At 44.4% G+C, this 16,126-nt stretch carries 19 protein-coding genes; 8 read left to right on the forward strand and 11 right to left on the reverse strand.

Translation table 11 applies throughout. From position 1 onward, the window contains the following. Window positions 1-136: 136 nt before the first annotated feature. Together BM283_RS14650 and BM283_RS14660 are read right to left on the reverse strand one after the other, a co-directional pair. On the reverse strand, window positions 137-1,735 hold the full coding sequence (locus BM283_RS14650) for a hypothetical protein (RefSeq protein ID WP_090694398.1): 1,599 nt from the start codon (window positions 1,733-1,735) through the stop codon (window positions 137-139). A 722-nt stretch (window positions 1,736-2,457) separates the two neighbouring features. Next, window positions 2,458-2,721 (reverse strand): hypothetical protein, encoded by a 264-nt coding sequence (locus tag BM283_RS14660; protein ID WP_090694403.1) that lies wholly within the window; start codon window positions 2,719-2,721, stop codon window positions 2,458-2,460. Between the two features lie 59 nt (window positions 2,722-2,780). Between BM283_RS14660 and BM283_RS14665 the strand changes: the two genes are divergently transcribed. The 3 genes from BM283_RS14665 to BM283_RS14675 all read left to right on the forward strand — a co-directional run bounded on the left by BM283_RS14665 (window position 2,781) and on the right by BM283_RS14675 (window position 4,228). Next, the gene (locus BM283_RS14665) at window positions 2,781-3,011 is read left to right on the forward strand and encodes a CCDC90 family protein (protein ID WP_090694405.1); all 231 of its coding nucleotides are present in this window, start codon (window positions 2,781-2,783) and stop codon (window positions 3,009-3,011) included. Between the two features lie 422 nt (window positions 3,012-3,433). After that, complete coding sequence (locus BM283_RS14670; protein WP_090694407.1) at window positions 3,434-3,658, forward strand: hypothetical protein; 225 nt, start codon at window positions 3,434-3,436, stop codon at window positions 3,656-3,658. Between the two features lie 99 nt (window positions 3,659-3,757). Continuing rightward, window positions 3,758-4,228 carry a transposase gene (locus tag BM283_RS14675; RefSeq protein WP_175492165.1) on the forward strand — a complete coding sequence of 157 codons (471 nt, stop codon included), beginning with the start codon at window positions 3,758-3,760 and terminating at the stop codon, window positions 4,226-4,228. Between the two features lie 171 nt (window positions 4,229-4,399). Here BM283_RS14675 and BM283_RS14680 read toward each other — a convergent pair whose 3' ends face one another. Genes BM283_RS14680 through BM283_RS14690 form a run of 3 tightly spaced genes read right to left on the reverse strand, consistent with a single transcriptional unit; the run spans window position 4,400 to window position 6,192 of the window. Beyond that, a complete protein-coding gene (locus BM283_RS14680; protein ID WP_090694411.1) occupies window positions 4,400-4,945 on the reverse strand; it encodes a RipA family octameric membrane protein in 546 nt (181 codons plus the stop codon). A gap of 59 nt (window positions 4,946-5,004) precedes the next feature. Next, the gene (locus BM283_RS14685) at window positions 5,005-5,727 is read right to left on the reverse strand and encodes a pirin family protein (protein WP_090694413.1); all 723 of its coding nucleotides are present in this window, start codon (window positions 5,725-5,727) and stop codon (window positions 5,005-5,007) included. Window positions 5,728-5,751: 24 nt separating this feature from the next. Then, window positions 5,752-6,192 (reverse strand): DoxX family protein, encoded by a 441-nt coding sequence (locus BM283_RS14690; RefSeq protein ID WP_090694415.1) that lies wholly within the window; start codon window positions 6,190-6,192, stop codon window positions 5,752-5,754. Window positions 6,193-6,298: 106 nt separating this feature from the next. Between BM283_RS14690 and BM283_RS14695 the strand changes: the two genes are divergently transcribed. Then, window positions 6,299-7,258 carry a LysR family transcriptional regulator gene (locus BM283_RS14695; RefSeq protein WP_175492166.1) on the forward strand — a complete coding sequence of 320 codons (960 nt, stop codon included), beginning with the start codon at window positions 6,299-6,301 and terminating at the stop codon, window positions 7,256-7,258. A gap of 132 nt (window positions 7,259-7,390) precedes the next feature. Here BM283_RS14695 and BM283_RS14700 read toward each other — a convergent pair whose 3' ends face one another. The 3 genes from BM283_RS14700 to BM283_RS14710 are packed head-to-tail and all read right to left on the reverse strand — an operon-like array spanning window position 7,391 to window position 9,328. After that, window positions 7,391-7,852, reverse strand: a complete 462-nt coding sequence (locus BM283_RS14700) for a sodium:proline symporter (RefSeq protein ID WP_254776390.1) — start codon at window positions 7,850-7,852, stop codon at window positions 7,391-7,393. Window positions 7,853-7,901: 49 nt separating this feature from the next. Continuing rightward, window positions 7,902-8,174: a TMEM165/GDT1 family protein gene (locus BM283_RS14705; protein WP_090694423.1), complete on the reverse strand. Its 273-nt coding sequence runs from the start codon at window positions 8,172-8,174 to the stop codon at window positions 7,902-7,904. A 56-nt stretch (window positions 8,175-8,230) separates the two neighbouring features. Next, window positions 8,231-9,328: a DUF4214 domain-containing protein gene (locus BM283_RS14710; RefSeq protein ID WP_090694425.1), complete on the reverse strand. Its 1,098-nt coding sequence runs from the start codon at window positions 9,326-9,328 to the stop codon at window positions 8,231-8,233. Between the two features lie 723 nt (window positions 9,329-10,051). Between BM283_RS14710 and BM283_RS14715 the strand changes: the two genes are divergently transcribed. From BM283_RS14715 to BM283_RS14725, 3 genes are all read left to right on the forward strand, one after another. Beyond that, a complete protein-coding gene (locus BM283_RS14715) occupies window positions 10,052-10,978 on the forward strand; it encodes a diacylglycerol/lipid kinase family protein (protein WP_090694427.1) in 927 nt (308 codons plus the stop codon). Between the two features lies 1 nt (window position 10,979). Continuing rightward, window positions 10,980-11,831 carry a metallophosphoesterase family protein gene (locus tag BM283_RS14720; RefSeq protein ID WP_090694429.1) on the forward strand — a complete coding sequence of 284 codons (852 nt, stop codon included), beginning with the start codon at window positions 10,980-10,982 and terminating at the stop codon, window positions 11,829-11,831. Between the two features lie 281 nt (window positions 11,832-12,112). Further along, window positions 12,113-12,421 (forward strand): c-type cytochrome, encoded by a 309-nt coding sequence (locus BM283_RS14725; protein WP_074664832.1) that lies wholly within the window; start codon window positions 12,113-12,115, stop codon window positions 12,419-12,421. Between the two features lie 342 nt (window positions 12,422-12,763). On the opposite strand, the gene BM283_RS14730 is transcribed toward BM283_RS14725, so the two are convergent. Together BM283_RS14730 and BM283_RS14735 are read right to left on the reverse strand one after the other, a co-directional pair. Further along, window positions 12,764-13,009: a hypothetical protein gene (locus BM283_RS14730; protein WP_090694431.1), complete on the reverse strand. Its 246-nt coding sequence runs from the start codon at window positions 13,007-13,009 to the stop codon at window positions 12,764-12,766. Window positions 13,010-13,501: 492 nt separating this feature from the next. Then, on the reverse strand, window positions 13,502-15,001 hold the full coding sequence (locus BM283_RS14735; RefSeq protein ID WP_090694433.1) for a class I SAM-dependent methyltransferase: 1,500 nt from the start codon (window positions 14,999-15,001) through the stop codon (window positions 13,502-13,504). 246 nt (window positions 15,002-15,247) lie between these two features. Here BM283_RS14735 and BM283_RS14740 point away from each other — a divergent pair, with 246 nt between their 5' ends. After that, window positions 15,248-15,451: a hypothetical protein gene (locus BM283_RS14740; protein ID WP_090694435.1), complete on the forward strand. Its 204-nt coding sequence runs from the start codon at window positions 15,248-15,250 to the stop codon at window positions 15,449-15,451. A gap of 399 nt (window positions 15,452-15,850) precedes the next feature. Here the strand turns inward: BM283_RS14740 and BM283_RS14745 are convergent. Continuing rightward, on the reverse strand, window positions 15,851-16,126 hold a 276-nt coding region (locus tag BM283_RS14745; RefSeq protein WP_175492167.1), incomplete at its 5' end, for a transposase.

Genomic DNA, 16,126 nt, shown 5'->3' on the forward strand with positions numbered 1-16,126 from the left:
GCTTAAGTTACTGGGTTCAACCGCCGGATGCGGAAAACCGCACGTCCGGTGGTGTGGGAGAGGTAACGGATACAATCCGTTACCCCGACCCGATCAAGCTGCGCTGGAGACAATATTGAGGATGATCAGTTTTGAGTTAGAAATGAGATAAAGAATAAGCCTGGATGATTTCTTCGAGTGCCAGCGTCACTTTAGCTTCAAGATCTTCATGCCAGCGCACGCCATTCTGACCATAAAGGATCACGCGGCGCGTGCTCAGGTCGATGGGGATATCATCCGCATTTTTTGAAATGATCAGCACGGGTTTGGCGAGGGTATGGGCGATACCGAGCTCATAAAGCACATTAGGGTTTCTTCCCGAAATATCGGCGATCACGAAATCGGCGACGTTAATACTTTGCCAGATATCCACCAGGATGTCGCTAGGCTTAAACACATCATCTCCGCGCATCGGCTGAACGGCTAGCGATTTGCAGACACTGGATAAGATACGGTGTACCTCATCAGACCATTCCAGGCTGAAGGGCATGACAATAAAACAGCTTATCTGGCGTGGCTCAGCATTCCTTACCACTTCGGGATAAAGCCGCTCCGGCCCAAGAAAAATGACATCCTGTTTAAGCAGACGTGCTGACTGGCTGAGTGAATCAAGATAGTTACCCAGTCCAGTAGACTGCAATGTCGCGTAGATTCGTCCACTTTCAGTCCGCCAGTCTTCATACTCCAGCCGGTTCTGATGCAGGCGCGTTGTGTATTTTTTAAGATACTGTACGCTATCGTCAAAATGATCGGTTAACCAGACCACGCTGACCACCAGGGCAACAATAAACAAAACCGCAAAAAAAGCTTTCCATACTACATGAATATGAATCAAACCGAGCACCACCATCATTAACAATCCGCCCAAGGAAAGCAGAATAAGAATTCCTGATAGATCGGACCTTGAGCGCCTGATCTTATCATCATGAAAATGCAGATCATTAGTTTTTCCCAGACGTTCTTTCCTGATTTCGGATAGCAGCAAATAGGAAGATAATAATAAAAACTGACCGAACATCCAGACAGCCTCAATCCCTGCCGGTACCTCTTGTTCACTGTAGACCATATCACTTGCCATCAATAAGGTTGTCGCCAGCAGCATCCAGTTAATAACAAACGGTGCCTTCAGCAAAATACATCCCAGACCGATCAACAACACCAGAAATTCAAGACCCGCAGTCACTGCATCGAGCCGCCCTGCCATAGTATTGAGACTCGAGTTATATTGAGGATAATAAAAGCTCGCCAGAAGCAATGCTAAGCCAAAAAACAGTAGAGAAAAAACCGTCTTGGTCAACACTGTCGGCGGATAGCGATGCCACAGCTCTATCGCCAGATAACCCCAGGCACATACCCAACTAAAAACAAATCCACTATAACTGATCTCTGAATAATCAGGAAAACCGGGTTGCGCAAAACGCAAAAAATCATGCCTTCCACCCGGATCAGAAGTCAGCCAAGTGATCGTCAGCAAGATCAAGCCAATACCCTGGATAGCCATAAATCCAGCATAAGGCCGGACCACCTTCCATGCAGCCGCGAAGGCGGCAAGTGCCGTTATTACGGTCACCAGCCCCTGATCCCAGTTATAAAAGTTCAACCCGAAAGCCTGGTCTCCCAAAACCAGCCAACAACACAGCCACAGCACATAAACCGCCGCAATTCCTCCCAGGTACAAGTTGGTTGATACTTTCATCAATGGTCCTTTAGTTCATGTTTTGTTTTTGTTATAGCTAATTCCATTTCTAAATTAAACCTGGCTTTGTCAGCTTCACCTTGCCGTATGATTTATCCTGCCTGCGGCTCGCCTCCGCGTCATGTTTGATTTAGAAATGGTATAACGGCTATTGCTGGAGAAAGTGAAGAGTGGAGTAATCCAAGACTAATTTTCAATAGTTATTAGCCTGGCAGCGCCCGCAAGGAAGAAAACTCACTTCATTTCCCAATCAAGCCTGTCTTGATCAGTCTTCCTTTGCCGTATTTATACTGTTTGCAGCCAGGTTAAAATCCGGAGCCATGACAGAAAGATGAATAATAATGATCAATATAAAAAAGAAGTGATGATACCTGCTTGCGATGCCATTTGCATAGCAGATCATACTGATAATAAATGTCGTGACTGATTGTGGCAGTAAATTATTTAATTTCCAGACCAGAACGGACGTTGCCGGCTTCATCTTGCCGTATGAGGGATACGGTCTGCGGCTCGCCTCCGCGTCATTCTTCGTTTGAAAAAGGAATTAGATCCTAGTTTAGCCCTGAGGAATCTCCACAAATAAGTTATTACATTCAGTAGATTACTAAAGGATTTTATTAATAAATGAGGAACATACATGGTGTTGGTAGATCGGATTATGATATCGATATCAACAAAGAAACCCTACCATGCATGCCAAGAAAGTATCTCACAAATCCTTGCTAACATCTGCGCCCGGATGCACGCTGCTCGTCATAATGTTTTATCGGTTGCCGTCCCTGGCGACCATAGAGAGTAAACACACTTATTTTTTTGGGACCAGGCGATAAAAGGGAAATCAAACAGCGCGGCAGGTTAAGCTGCCGATGAAAGCACACCATCAGGCGGCGATAAAACAAAATGGTTTCTTTAGCATGCTGCAATGATGGCGGCTTTACTAGCGTAGTACTATTAGATTTTTGCAGAAAAGCAGTGATTTGTTGCATAATAAATGCAGTACTTCAATCAGCAATGATTGTGGTTATTGCTTATATATACTTAAATAATGCCTTCAATAACGTTTGATACTTATAAATTTATTCGCCGCCTACGAGAAGCTGGTATTTCAGAAGAACAAGCGGAAGCGATTGCAGATGCTTTTCGTGAAGCTAATTTCGAGGCTGAAATTGCGACGAAGACAGATCTTCGTGAGCTTGAATATCGCCTCATTATCAAGCTTGGAACGATGATCGTTGTAGCAATAGGCGTTGTGGCAACGTTAGTTAAATTGCTATAATCCCTCCGACGGGCATAAAAAATTTCCTCAAAAAGAAAGGTGCATGCATTAACCAGTGCATGATGCGCGATGAATAGAATAAAGGACTAGTTTTCGATCGGCATTAAGAATTGCTTATCTGTTTCCGCCCCTTTCGTTTGGTGGTGCCTCAATAGCTATTCCATAGTCAACTTTGCTAGAGTAGTCCTTCCTCATTCAATGAATTACTAAAAAATTTTATTAATAAATGAGGAACATACATGGTGCTGGTAGATCTGATTATGATATCGATATCAACAAAGAAGCCCTGCCATGCATACCAAGAAAGTATCTCACAAAATTCTTGCTAACATCTACGCCCGGGTGCATGCTGCTCGCTGTAATGTTTTATCGGTTGCCGTCCTGGCGACCATATGTTGATGTTTTACCGTTCGACCTGAGCTGTGATTAGTGAGCTTGTCGCACAATCGAAGGCTGGGTGCCATTTTCTGTTACGTGCTTCAGTAGTGGTGGATGGACATGCACTGACACGCTATGAGGAAGTGTATTGCCTTGAGGATAAGGAAAAACCAAAGACACACCACCTTTTCCTCAAGCAACTCAAGTCGATGCTCCCTGAGGACTGTCGTGCCATTGTGGTGGCTGATGCGGGCTTTCGTAATTCCTGATTCCGGGAAATCGAGCAACTTGAGTGAGATTAGGTAGGTCGTGTTCGTCATGGTACCTTAGTACGCTCAAACAAAGATGAGCCTTGGATTAATTGCAAAGTGTTATACGAGCGGCAACTTCCATTCCCACGTATCTGGGGCGGATGGGGCTGGCACTTTGTACTTTATAAAGGAAAACCTAAGGGTCGCAGCAAAATCACTTGCCATGGTAAGCGAGTACGCTCAAAACATAGCGAACAGTGTGCCAAGTGCGAGCGTGAACCATGGTGGCTGGCAACCTCTTTGCCAGCCACTTCAACACTGGCAAAGCAAATTATGAAGCTCTATCGCATACGCATGCAGATCGAGGAATCATTCCGGGATGTGAAGGGCGTGCGCTTCGGTATTAGCTTCGAACTCAATCTTACGCGCTCGACCAACCGATTGCAGATGCTGCTACTGGTGGCCATGATTGCTACCTTCGTACTCTGGTTGCTGGGAATGACTGCGCGGCATAGCAACCGACATCTGCATTATCAGGCCAATACTATAAAGATCGCCATGTCCTCTCAACTATCTTCCTTGGTATGAGAGTAGCCAACTATCAGCGTTTTAAGTTTCAATTGAAAGAATTGAAAACAGCAGTAATCATCTTAAACCAAGTAGTGAGTGCTCATGGCGAAGATCGGTAATTTCGTGGGGATTCCTCCGGGTTTAACCCGGATATTTCGGCGCGGTGCCAAGGCAAATGAAACATCGGGGCTAGCTGATAAAATGCTGCACCAGTTGTGTAGTAGCCCACAACAGGAATAAGCCATAAACACAGCCAAAGAACCATGGAAAGCTGATAGCCCGACGCGCCCACCATTGACGACGTTGCCGAAAAGCCCAGTTGGGTGCAAATATAGGAGGATTATTGCGCACATCTTCTATCGGCAGCCGCATTTCATCCAGTCGATAAAGGTCGCTCATCAGTTGTCGGCTTTTCCACTCAGGGGCTTGTTCCACTCCCCTTAATTGCCATTCCCAGAGTGCATTTTGTCTGGAAAATCGACCTAGCACAATGGCCATTTGCCCGCACAGTAGTATGCCGAATACTGAAAGGAGGATAATCAATAAAGTAAATGTCAATGCCAACGACTCACGCGATACCATCAAACCGATGACCGCAACAAAGATTGAATTGGCGGTTAAATAGGCTGACAACATCGTGTGATAATCGCGTACACCAGAAGTCCAGAGCGTAAGCAAATGCTCATAGGTAATTTTCTGTGGGTTCTGTCGAGAGATAGATTTGTCGCTCTCCATAAATATCATTCACTCAAAATGATTTAAGCTGAGGAATCCAGCTTAAATCATGGTTATTTTTATCGCTCATAAGGCAGTTCTCTTGGCCTTAAATCGAAGACCAATACCTCAGCAGCCTGACCATGATCAAACCGAAGTTCTCGTTCATCTCGCACCCGCATCCCATCACCTGCCCCCATAGGGTAGTTGTTCAGTTCAATTAGACCACGGGCAACATGCACATAGGCATAGCGATTTTCTGGCAGCGGCAAGGTAAATTGTTCATCCCCGTCAAATAGCCCTGCAAACACACGCACATCCTGATGGATCGAAAGCGATTGATGTTCACCATGCGGTGAAATGATCAAATGCAGGCATCCTCGTTTTTTAGCGGGATCAAAATGGTGTTGCTGATAGCGTGGCTTCATCCCCGTCCGATCAGACACTATCCAGATTTGCAGAAAATGAACTGGCTCATACGCTGAAGCATTATGCTCACTATGGGTGATCCCCGTGCCAGCACTCATTATCTGCACATCTCCCGGGCGAATGATTGAGGCGCTTCCCATCGAATCACGATGCTCAAGCGCACCCTCCAGCACATAGGAAAAAATCTCCATATTGTCATGTGAGTGAGGAGCAAAGCCACGTGCAGGCTGCACGCGGTCCTCATTGATCACCAGCAAATCAGAAAAACCCATTTGCTCAGAATCCTGATAACCACCAAACGAAAACGTATGTTGCGAATATAACCACTCAAGGTCAGAAGTACCCCGCGCGTTTGCAGATCTAATCTCTAACATGATGATCTCCTTTTCCGTAAAAAATCAGACGCCATCACCATACAGTTTGCGGTCTAATGACAAACGCCCCGCACCGGTCAAAGCGAGCACCAGCAAGCCCCCTGCCATACTGAGATTTTTCATCAGCATAATTTGCTGGATCTGCTCGGCTGAGCCCGCATGAAAAACAATGCCGGTGGCAATCGAAAATCCAGCGAGCAACAGCGCTATCGTGCGTGTTTGCCAGCCGAGTATCAATGCTATACCGCCTCCCAGCTCAAGTGCGATAGTCAAGGGTAATAACAAGGAGGGTACGCCCATGCTGGCCATATACTGGGCTGCCCCCTCATAGCCCCCACCCAGCTTGCCATAGCCGGCCATAACAAAAATAAACGCCAGCAAGACACGCGCCAATGGGAATAATACATTGGCTACGGTAGCTTGGGTCAAAAAGCGCGTTACAGTGTTGTGAAAGACTTGAAACATGTTGGCTCCTTCAGAAGTAAATAATCAGGTTGATACTTTACTACTGTTCCAGATAACAGATAAGTCTATTAGAATGAGAAAAACTGTTATTAATAATGGAACAATAATGCTGCTAACCCACATTAATCTCAACGACTTGATCATATTTAGAGAAGTCATCCGTGCAGGCGGTTTCAGCGTTGCTGCACGCAAACTGAATCAGCCCAAAGCGTCGGTCAGTCGAGCCGTTCAACGCCTGGAAAATGATCTGGCCGTTCGCCTGATCCAGCGTACCACACGCAGCTTACACCTGACAGAAGCGGGTGTGCTGCTGTTTGAGCAGGCGAATGCTTCGCTGCAGCAAATTGGGGATGTGCTGTGCCGCATCAAAAATATGCATGAGCAACCGGAAGGTCACTTGAAGATCACCATGCCGGTAGAGCTTGGCATGTATTTTATGGGCAGCTTGATTGCGGATTTCATGCAGCTTTATCCGCGCGTGCATGTGCAGGTGGAGCTTTCTGCACGCCTGGTCAATTTAATTGAGGAAGGGTTTGATCTGGCGCTGCGCATGGGTGCAGGCGCATTAGAAGATTCGAGTCTGGTCGCCAAAAAACTGGGCGAACTGTCGCTCAGGTTTTACGCCAGCCCTTACTATCTGGGCAAGCATGGCCGTCCGGATATATTGCAGACATTGACCCAACATGAAAGCATTCTATTTCGTCATACTCATCAGCAAACGATTCAAGCGAGCTGTCTCTCTCATAAAAAAGCACCGGATAGCCGCACTGAGATTCAACTTCATGGCAAGCTGAGCGTAGATCATTATAGTGTCATGAAAGATGCTGCAGTGGCTGGCGCGGGCATTGCCTTAATGCCACCCTTTATGTGTCATGCTGAAGTACTGGCCGGTCAATTGGTAAATATCCTTGAGCAATATGTTGTGGAAACCGATCAATTGTTTCTGGTTTATCCTACCCGTAAACATCTACCCGCAGCGGTCAAAGTCCTGCTTGATTTTATGAGCGAGCGTCTGCTCTCCCATCCATTACTGAACCTGGACCGGCCCAATGAAATTCATGTATAGTTGCTCACATAGCCCGCTAATATCATCCTTATTCCATTTCTAAATCAAAACTGACTTTGTCGGCTTCATCTTGCCGTATTATTTACACTGTCTGCGGTTCGCCTTCGTGTCATTTTTGATTTAGAAATGGAATTACCTGGCTAATAACTTATACACTGCAGCAGCAGAAAAACCAAACACGATATGGGCAGCTACCGTAATCCAGTCCCGCGTTTCTACAAACCACGGAAAAATGTGGACAAAACCATACATATTTACGATAAATAAGCCCACACCAAATAAGCCACCCGCAATCAACGAAGCTTTTAAGGCGAGCGGACGAATCAACCAGGATAGTGCGATCGCATAGATAATTGATAAGACAAGGTGGACGCCTGTCGCAATCAGCATCACCTGCCAATCCAGGGTTGCCGGCGGGGGCAACACTTCCTGCCCCAGAATGATCGCAGCAGCAAAACGGGCATCGCGATATAAAATCGTAGGCAGCGCATCCCAGAATAACCCCCACAGCAAAATTTGAGCGACAGTTGATAATATTGACGCAGCCGCCCCGGCATAAATCGCAGCTGTCAGGAATTTTGCTGGCGTATTCATTATCAAGAAATTATCAGACCGATTTATTTCTATCTAACAAATTTCAGGGTTAAGCTTTCAACAGTGTCCATATCCCAATGCCGATAAATCCTACCCCGGCAAGATAATGCAGATGTTTGGCACTGATATATTGGGCAATTACCCCACCAAGCAACACCCCAATGGCCGAAGTCAATATCAGTGCCAATGAAGCGCCGAAAAATATGGTTATTTTGCTTACGTCCTTATCTGCCGCAAATAGCATCGTGGCTAATTGAGTCTTATCCCCTAATTCAGCAATAAACACAGCAGCAAAAACAGTGAACAATAATTTGTAGTCCATTTTAAAAAATATTTTTGGGTCACTCCATCAGTAGCTCAAGCAGGATATCGGCTACTTTAGCCGACGTACTCAACTCCGCTTTGGCTTAAGCCAACGAGATTGATATTGGTCTCATTCACAGCGGAGTTGGCCGCTAACACCAACAGCTCAGCCTGAGTCATGGAGCCGCCATCACCTTGCAACAAACCAACATAGAAATCTCGCTCCTCTGCTGAAGGCGGTGCACCGACTACGTTTTGGTAAACCAGGTTGACGAAATCGGCATTGCTGGACGAACCGGCTAACGAAGCGAACTGAGGGGTATCGATGGCTAACTGACTGACTTCCAGCATCGATCGGCCACTATCAAATAGCTGTAAGCCGGTAGCCACGAATTCAGGGGTGATGTTCTGTGTATCAAAGGCTGCTCCGATGAGGCGCACGGTATTGCCAGCAGCTTGGCCCTGAGCAAGATCAAATGCCAGATTTTTATCCTGGAAATCGAACCGTTCCATGTTGACGAGCGTGTCATTACCTTCCGGTCCGCTCACACTGAAGCCGGATGCAGTTGCATTGATGTCAAATGCCGAGCTGTTGCCGCTATAGACCGCAGTATCCGCACCGGCTCCACCATCCAGAGAATCATCTCCGCCAAGACCGTTTAAAAAATCGTTCCCGTCAGTGCCAGTAAGCGTGTCCGGGCCATCGGTCCCTACCATTGAATTACTTTGAACGATGCCAGCTTCTCCCGTAACCGTCCCAGTTTCTCCCGCAAAATTTTTCGGTGAGTTAATCTCGAGGGCACCATTGCGGTCGATTGAGTTCGTGCCATCGAGTGGTAGCGTATTGTAAGTGACCGCGTCGACATCGGCAAAATTGACAGTTGCGCTACCATTGGTAAATAAAAATCCGTCAGGAATAATGAAATCTGGCGTGGCAACGCCCAGATTAGCGAAGCCTTGTGTTGCGATCAGTACGCTCGTGTTGGCAGTAGAGGTATTAGGAAGATCGGCAGGAAAGCTGAAAGTGTTGGTTGCGCTACCTTGCGTCACAGAAATACTCTGATTCTTCCAGAATGATTCTGCATTAAAATCACCCACTGACATTTCTATAAACTGAATAGAACCGTCTGAATTCGAATAAAGTTCGTTGATGCGATATAGGTGAAATGACATAGAGTCCTCCTAAATTATTGAATAGTGTAAGATTTTATTGCGCTTTCTTAGGGATTGGGAAAGATTGAGAATAAATCTATTGCACAATCCGGAAAGCTGTATCGGGCGGTGCTTGTTCTTTGCCCGTTTTCCTGGCATGTGACTGCGTCAAAAGTTTGTTTGGTCGTTTCTGTGTTACGTCTACCTTGCTTCTGATCATTTGCTGCGATTTTTTTAGTGAGCCTTCGTTTTAACGGAATTTCCTTTTAACAAAACTCCGTTTTAACGAAACTCCGTTTTAGCGAAACTTCGTTTTCAAAAGTTTTCAATTGATGAGAACAATTTGATGAATAAAGGTCTTATATTCTATACAAAGAAAATTCGGCGTTTATCCGATGCGTATATTTCATTTATTTCTGTTCTTGCCGAGCATTCTCTCTCTATTGCTTGCGAGGCAGAACAGAGTCCCTGCATAACTGGCGTTTTGGGCAGGTTTAGTGCTTTTAAGTGGTTGATGTTATAAGGCGCGCAGGACAAACTTATAATTATTAATATTCAATTACTTGCTGTGCTTACTAACTATAAAATCAGGATGACACAACCTCAATAAATAATATATATCACGGAAGGTGACACAAACAATTTTCTGATCTTTCGGTCAGAATGGATGGTACTAAAATTAGCTGGAACTCAAATATGCGATAGTAACTCGTATTAATTATTAAATTAATCTTTTGATTACTTATGAGACCACGTGCCCATCTTATCATTAACGCAAAATCAGGAGCTGGCAAAGGCTCAACATTAGCTCAAGAGTTTAAAAACATCTGCGAGGAGCTTAATTATGAACTTGTCGAGTATATCATACATTGCCCTGAGGAGCTTGAACAACAAAGCCAAACTGCTGCAGAACAGGCATTGAATACTTGCGATGTGGTGATAGCTGCTGGCGGTGATGGAACCATTCGTAGTGTTGCGCAAGCAGCGCATGGAAAAAATATACGCTTTGCCATTGTGCCTTGCGGAACTTTTAATTTCTTCGCACGTGCCCATCATATTCCTGAAGATCATCTGGCGGCATTTCGCCTGGCACTGACAGGGCTGCCTCGGCCAGTCAGATTAGGTTTAATAAATGGGCAGGTGTTCTTGATTAATGCTAGCTTAGGTGTCTATGCTAAAGCGATTAAAGATCGCGAACGTAATACCAGCCGTTTTGGTCGATATCAATTAGTCGTTATTATTTCCACGATCCTTAGTTTTTTTAGTAAACACCGCTTACTTAAAGTAGATCTGCATACCGGAGATAAGCTTGCTACGGTATATACCCCTACGATTTTTATTGGTAATAATGCCCTGCAACTACGCAACCTTGCCCTGAATGTGGCTCATTGTATGAAGGTTAATCTTTTAGCGGCTGTCATGGTAAAACCGGTTACTAAGTCTGAAATTATCAGAATTATTTTTAGAGGAATATTTAAAACGCTGGAAGATGAAGAAAACCTCGAATCCTTCTGCGTTGACTCTCTAGCTATTCATACACGTAGGCCATCAAATTTGGTTGCCTTGGATGGAGAAATCATGAGAATGAATTCACCTCTTCATATCAATGCTCTGCCGGGAGCTCTCAACATGGTTTTACCGGCCGACCCATCATTGACTGGTGAGCCTTAAAATGAGTTTATTACGAATAGCTCATCTTTCCGATCCTCATTTTGGGACAACACGTCTAGATGTGGTAGATGGGTTACTTAACATTTTAAAGAAAATTGAACCCACCTTAATTCTTCTGACAGGCGATATCACTCAACGAGCACGGGCCAATCAATTTAGAGCCGCCAAAGATTTTATTGATCAGCTTGAACCAGCCACTGTAATTGCCGTGCCTGGCAATCACGATATTCCACTCGGAAATATGTATGCGCGCATTGTTCATCCCTACAAAGGGTATGAAAACATTTTTAAACAAAAACTGGAACAACATATTGTTTTGGAGGACCTCTGTATCACTTGCCTAAATTCAACCAGCCGTTGGCGGCACATACAGGGTGACTTTCAAAATTCCTACCTTGAAAAGCAGTTTCAGGAAAATTATTCTTACTGTAAAGTACGCATCGTCGCATTTCATCACCCGATGGACTGCGCTAAACATGTTGATGACAAAAATTTACTTAAGAGTCGTAATCATGCTATTGCTCTTTTTGAGCGCCATAAGGTAGATATGATTGTTTCCGGTCATATTCATGACCCCTATGTCAGCTTATCTGAGGATCGCTACCCGCATATTCAGCGAAAAATGATTCTTTCTGTGGCGGGTACTTGTCTTTCATCGCGAACTCGAGCTGGAGCTCCAAATTCTTTTAATTTGATTGAAATCAATACGGATCTGATTCCCAGCATTACGTTAACCCGTTTTGACATGGACATATGGTTTCATTTTAGCCCCAAAGAAACTCACCGTTTTAGCCGCGATCCCAACTTAAGTTGGAGTCGCGAGCTAACTTCTCGGGAGGGGAATCTGACCTAACACCCTAGGCAATGACTAAGGATAGGGTACAGTCTTTCGGATGAACCTATCTCGTGGAAAAGATGCTATCAGAATAGGGCAAACGCAGCAGGCTGATAGCGTGCTGGTGGGATGAAGTATGGTTAATAAAGTATCCTCAACCCTAAAACCGTAGGGAATTAGTTATTGAAAGATAATATTCTCCTTGACCAGCATGAATGCCAACAGGTAATGTTCACCTTTACTCGATTACAGCGTATCTTTTGAATTAATCATTTTGAGGAAGGAGCCGGAGCCTAACCATGAAAAAAATAACTTTACTCTTAGCAACCATTGGATTGGCCAGTTTGATGGGTTGTGCCAAGACTGATAATTACACACCGGCGGCGACCGCCAGTGGTGAGGAGATATTCAGCATGAACTGTACTAAATGCCATAAACCGAATACGGATGGGAGTGTGTTGGTACTGGACCCTGCCATGGCAAATAAAGACGCCATCATCAAAAAAGTACAGACAGGCAGTATGGGCATGACTGCCTTCCCTAACATCCAGGGTGAGCCAGCGGATCGTTTGGCTGAATATGTTCTCGCTAACAGCAGAACCAAGTAACCTGATTGTTTAGCCTGACTATTTCACTAGCTCCATCTGATGAAATAGTCAGGCTAAGCCCAGTGCTCCAGGCACAACCATCATCACAAAGGCTTTTCGAAATCACCCACTTTGCAGTGGTCCGGACAGTTGCTCTTCTGCGAAAGAAGCTATAGCTTAACCAATCAAGAATGATCAAAATATATAAGATTTGAAAAGCATCTCAACGGTTTGGTTTTGTTGCATACACAGTGCTTTGGCCTGTGCCCATTTATGTTCGATGGGATTAAGATCAGGGAAATCAAGCGAGCAAGTATTCAAGGGTGTGCCCAGCGTTTTGTAAGGAAGAAGCTTTTTTGCGCCCTAACATGATTCCCTGGCGCTGAAACCAGGTAGCAAACTGCGTGAGCCATATTGTGGCGTCTTTAGGTACTGTTCATCCATCATACGCAGCAGAACAAGATCAGCATTAATGATCGGTTGCGGTTGATAGTAATAGGTCGAACGTGCCAGATTCAACAGTTGGCATTGACGAACCTGACTACGACTCCCATGGGACGCAATCATCTCTTTGCGTTTTGTAAGACTTAATATGCGCTTTTTACTCATTGTCATTAAGCTCCTTTTTAATTCTGCCAGAGCTTAACAACCTGTACAGTTTTTATTCAGTCTGGAGGCACGTTCCCATCTGGCTCAAAGTCCGGCTTCCCCAGTCCCAGGCCGGCTAAATATGCTTCAGCAATCTGCTTCATCTCGATTCATAGAAGCCTAACGCCGAGCTAATCTGACTGCACAACTTTTTGCGCAGATCTGGTTGAATACGGAATTAGGCAACATTTGCCAGTCATGCCGTAAATCCTCCGTAAATCGTCAGACTTACACCGGTCACAAAACCGGCCTCAGGGCTGGCAAGATAGGCAACCATCACCGCGATTTCATCGGCTTGGCATAATAGCACGGCAGGGTCATTACTTTTTCAGCATCTCGGCAAATTGCCCTGTTGCCGGGTTCATTTCAGTACCCACCGACCCGGTTGAATATTGTTTATGGGTATGCGGCACGGGCCCAGATTGCACGCCAGGTAATAGCAAAATAATCTTCTCAGGAGATAGTTATAGCCAAACAATAAAATTCGGTACCTGGATTACCTTCTCTGTCAGGTAAAACGCCTACAAAATCGCCACGGCCTTCTTTCATGACGGGCACATTGTACTCCATGGTATAAATTGACCATTCTGGCTCTGCTTTGAACCAGCGCCAGCCAGAATTACCAACCTCATTGGTTGAGTAGGCTACAGCAAAGCTCGATTGATCTCTACTGGCAGCACGGGCAATGACACTCACAGTGATACGATGACCGCTGGCCGCAGTTTCGATTTGATGAGGAAGTCGGATACTGTAACCACCCGTTGCCCCACTGGATACAGCTTTAGGGTTACCATTGGCAAGAGTGATATAGCCAGCTTCGCCATTCTTACCGACATGACTTAAATAGATCATATCTTCCGGAATGGTTGATCCCTCACCACTTTTAAAAACGTAAAGAAAAGCGGCATCCTGAGCATTAGCTATAGGCAGTTGCTCTGCCAGACTGATCGGTATTGCTGGAATTTTTGTTACTTCATGAGAAGTAAATTTAGGAGGAGTAGCTATAGGAGAAATAGCTTTGGGGAAAGTAGCTGCCGAGGTTTTTTTCAGTACACACACAGATTGACCAAATGCTTGCAATCCTTCAATTACTCTACCATCATCAAGACTAACTGGCTGAGGTAATAAGATAAATGGCTTATTTCCTGCAGTAATTGACACGATTGATAAACCTAACCGATCTGCCCAGCATTCGATGGCATCGCGGCCAATAAATGTATTCAAATGAACATTAGATTTACCAGAAAGAATATTAGAGTAAGTAGCTTCGAAAACATCCCAATTTTGGGAATACTCCAAAAATGAAAAAATTATCATGCCACTATCTTTGATAACTCTTTGAGCTTCAATTAAATAACAGTAGATTTCTTCGGGAAGTAAATGCGTAAATACTGAGAAGAAAACACAAAAGTCTGCACATTTACTAGGATAAGGAATAGAGATATTCTCAACATTCTGAAATTGCCAATTGAAAGGACAATCTTTTTTTGCGTAATCGAGCAACTCATCAACAATATCGGTTCCTAAATATGTTCCATTTTTTAAATAAGGAATCATAGCTTTTGCCAAACGCCCCGAACCACAGCCGATGTCAATAAGTGTATGATTTGGCAAGAGACCAAAGTGGATGAGCAATTCTCTCTCGATTTGACCCCATGCAACAAAATTACCCCCAATAGCACGTGACATAGCCTCATCCAGGGGATACTGCTCCATTAAATTTCTTACTAAGTTTCGATAATCTTCAATAAAATGAAATTTCTGGCTAACAACATTTTGTTTATGTGAAGCAGCACTTCGTTTCTCGTAGTAGCCATGTTTCTTAAAATGATCATAACCAGAGCTGAATATGCCTAGTTTTATAGCTTTAGCAACATCAGGATTGTTGCAAAGATAAGTAGTCTCATCCCATTCTTCTGGGATAGTGTTTGTAGAAATTAAAAGTTTAGTCATTAGAAATTCTCAATGGTTAGCTTCAAGCTTAAATTCCTGGAACTACTCCAAGTCTTCCAGAGAATCTATAATTTGAGTCAAACTGCAATGTCTGGCTCTTCTTTCAAACGATAACATGCCCTTTCCGAATCTACCAATGGAATGTTGCCGATGTACTCTAGCAATCGTCAATGTGAAACTGAAGTGGTATCCAAAAACTGTACAGGTTGTTAAGCTCTGGCAGAATTAAAAAGGAGCTTAATGACGATGAGTAAAAAGCGCATACAATATTCGAGCGAATTCAAAGCAAAACTGGCGCTGGCGGCGATACGCGGTAATGAAACGTTCCCCCAATTAGCAGCGCAGATCAATAGCTGGAAACGGCAACTCATTGAGCAAGCTACCGAGCTATTTTCTAAAAATAATACTGCGGGCAATAAGGAACAACCTACAACAACCTACAACAGATGACCTGCACCGGGTTATCGGGCAATTGACGGTAGAACGCGATTTTTTAGCGAGAAAGCTCAATCATTAAGTCTTACAAAACGCAAAGAGATGATTGAGCCCCATGGGAGTCTTTGTCAGGTTCGTCAATGTCAATAATTGAAATGGCAAGGGGTGCTACTATGACAACATTTTTGTTGAACGACTTGGGCGAACAGTTAAATATGAGCTTTTATATACCCGAGAATTTAATAATCTGAAGGAGATAAAGCAGAATTTATCCACATAGTTGAAATGGTACAATCAAGAACAATTTCATCAAAGCCTTGCCAATCTTATACCTGATGAAATCTACTATAATGATTCAAGAATTGATTGGGTTGCCTGAATCCGATTTATATAGTCTAACCAGTTAAGAATGATTCAGAATGTATAGGATTTGAAGAGCATCTCAACGGTCTGGTTTTGTTGTCTACGCAGTGCTTTGGCCTGTGCCCATTTATGTTCGATGAGGTTTAGATCAGGAGAATAAGCGGGCAAATATTCAAGGGTGTGCCCAGCGTTTTGTATGGCCTCTTGCGTATCCTGCCTCTTATGGAAAGTAGCATTGTCCATCACAACGACGGCATGTGACGGCAATTCAGGCAACAGGTCCTGCATCGCCCATTCGTGAAACACATCCGCATTGATATTGAGTGC

It is taken from the genome of Nitrosomonas sp. Nm34 (genome assembly GCF_900113925.1).
Classification (GTDB): Bacteria; Pseudomonadota; Gammaproteobacteria; order Burkholderiales; family Nitrosomonadaceae; genus Nitrosomonas.

Excerpts from the sequence above, each read along its gene's own strand:
- BM283_RS14650 (WP_090694398.1), bottom strand. The coding sequence starts at position 1,735 with ATGAAAGTATCAACCAACTTGTACCTGGGAGGAATTGCGGCGGTTTAT.
- BM283_RS14660 (WP_090694403.1), bottom strand. The coding sequence starts at position 2,721 with ATGCAACAAATCACTGCTTTTCTGCAAAAATCTAATAGTACTACGCTA.
- BM283_RS14665 (WP_090694405.1), top strand. The coding sequence starts at position 2,781 with ATGCCTTCAATAACGTTTGATACTTATAAATTTATTCGCCGCCTACGA.
- BM283_RS14680 (WP_090694411.1), bottom strand. The coding sequence starts at position 4,945 with ATGGAGAGCGACAAATCTATCTCTCGACAGAACCCACAGAAAATTACC.
- BM283_RS14685 (WP_090694413.1), bottom strand. The coding sequence starts at position 5,727 with ATGTTAGAGATTAGATCTGCAAACGCGCGGGGTACTTCTGACCTTGAG.
- BM283_RS14690 (WP_090694415.1), bottom strand. The coding sequence starts at position 6,192 with ATGTTTCAAGTCTTTCACAACACTGTAACGCGCTTTTTGACCCAAGCT.
- BM283_RS14695 (WP_175492166.1), top strand. The coding sequence starts at position 6,299 with ATGCTGCTAACCCACATTAATCTCAACGACTTGATCATATTTAGAGAA.
- BM283_RS14700 (WP_254776390.1), bottom strand. The coding sequence starts at position 7,852 with ATGAATACGCCAGCAAAATTCCTGACAGCTGCGATTTATGCCGGGGCG.
- BM283_RS14705 (WP_090694423.1), bottom strand. The coding sequence starts at position 8,174 with ATGGACTACAAATTATTGTTCACTGTTTTTGCTGCTGTGTTTATTGCT.
- BM283_RS14710 (WP_090694425.1), bottom strand. The coding sequence starts at position 9,328 with ATGTCATTTCACCTATATCGCATCAACGAACTTTATTCGAATTCAGAC.
- BM283_RS14715 (WP_090694427.1), top strand. The coding sequence starts at position 10,052 with ATGAGACCACGTGCCCATCTTATCATTAACGCAAAATCAGGAGCTGGC.
- BM283_RS14720 (WP_090694429.1), top strand. The coding sequence starts at position 10,980 with ATGAGTTTATTACGAATAGCTCATCTTTCCGATCCTCATTTTGGGACA.
- BM283_RS14725 (WP_074664832.1), top strand. The coding sequence starts at position 12,113 with ATGAAAAAAATAACTTTACTCTTAGCAACCATTGGATTGGCCAGTTTG.
- BM283_RS14730 (WP_090694431.1), bottom strand. The coding sequence starts at position 13,009 with ATGAGTAAAAAGCGCATATTAAGTCTTACAAAACGCAAAGAGATGATT.
- BM283_RS14735 (WP_090694433.1), bottom strand. The coding sequence starts at position 15,001 with ATGACTAAACTTTTAATTTCTACAAACACTATCCCAGAAGAATGGGAT.
- BM283_RS14740 (WP_090694435.1), top strand. The coding sequence starts at position 15,248 with ATGAGTAAAAAGCGCATACAATATTCGAGCGAATTCAAAGCAAAACTG.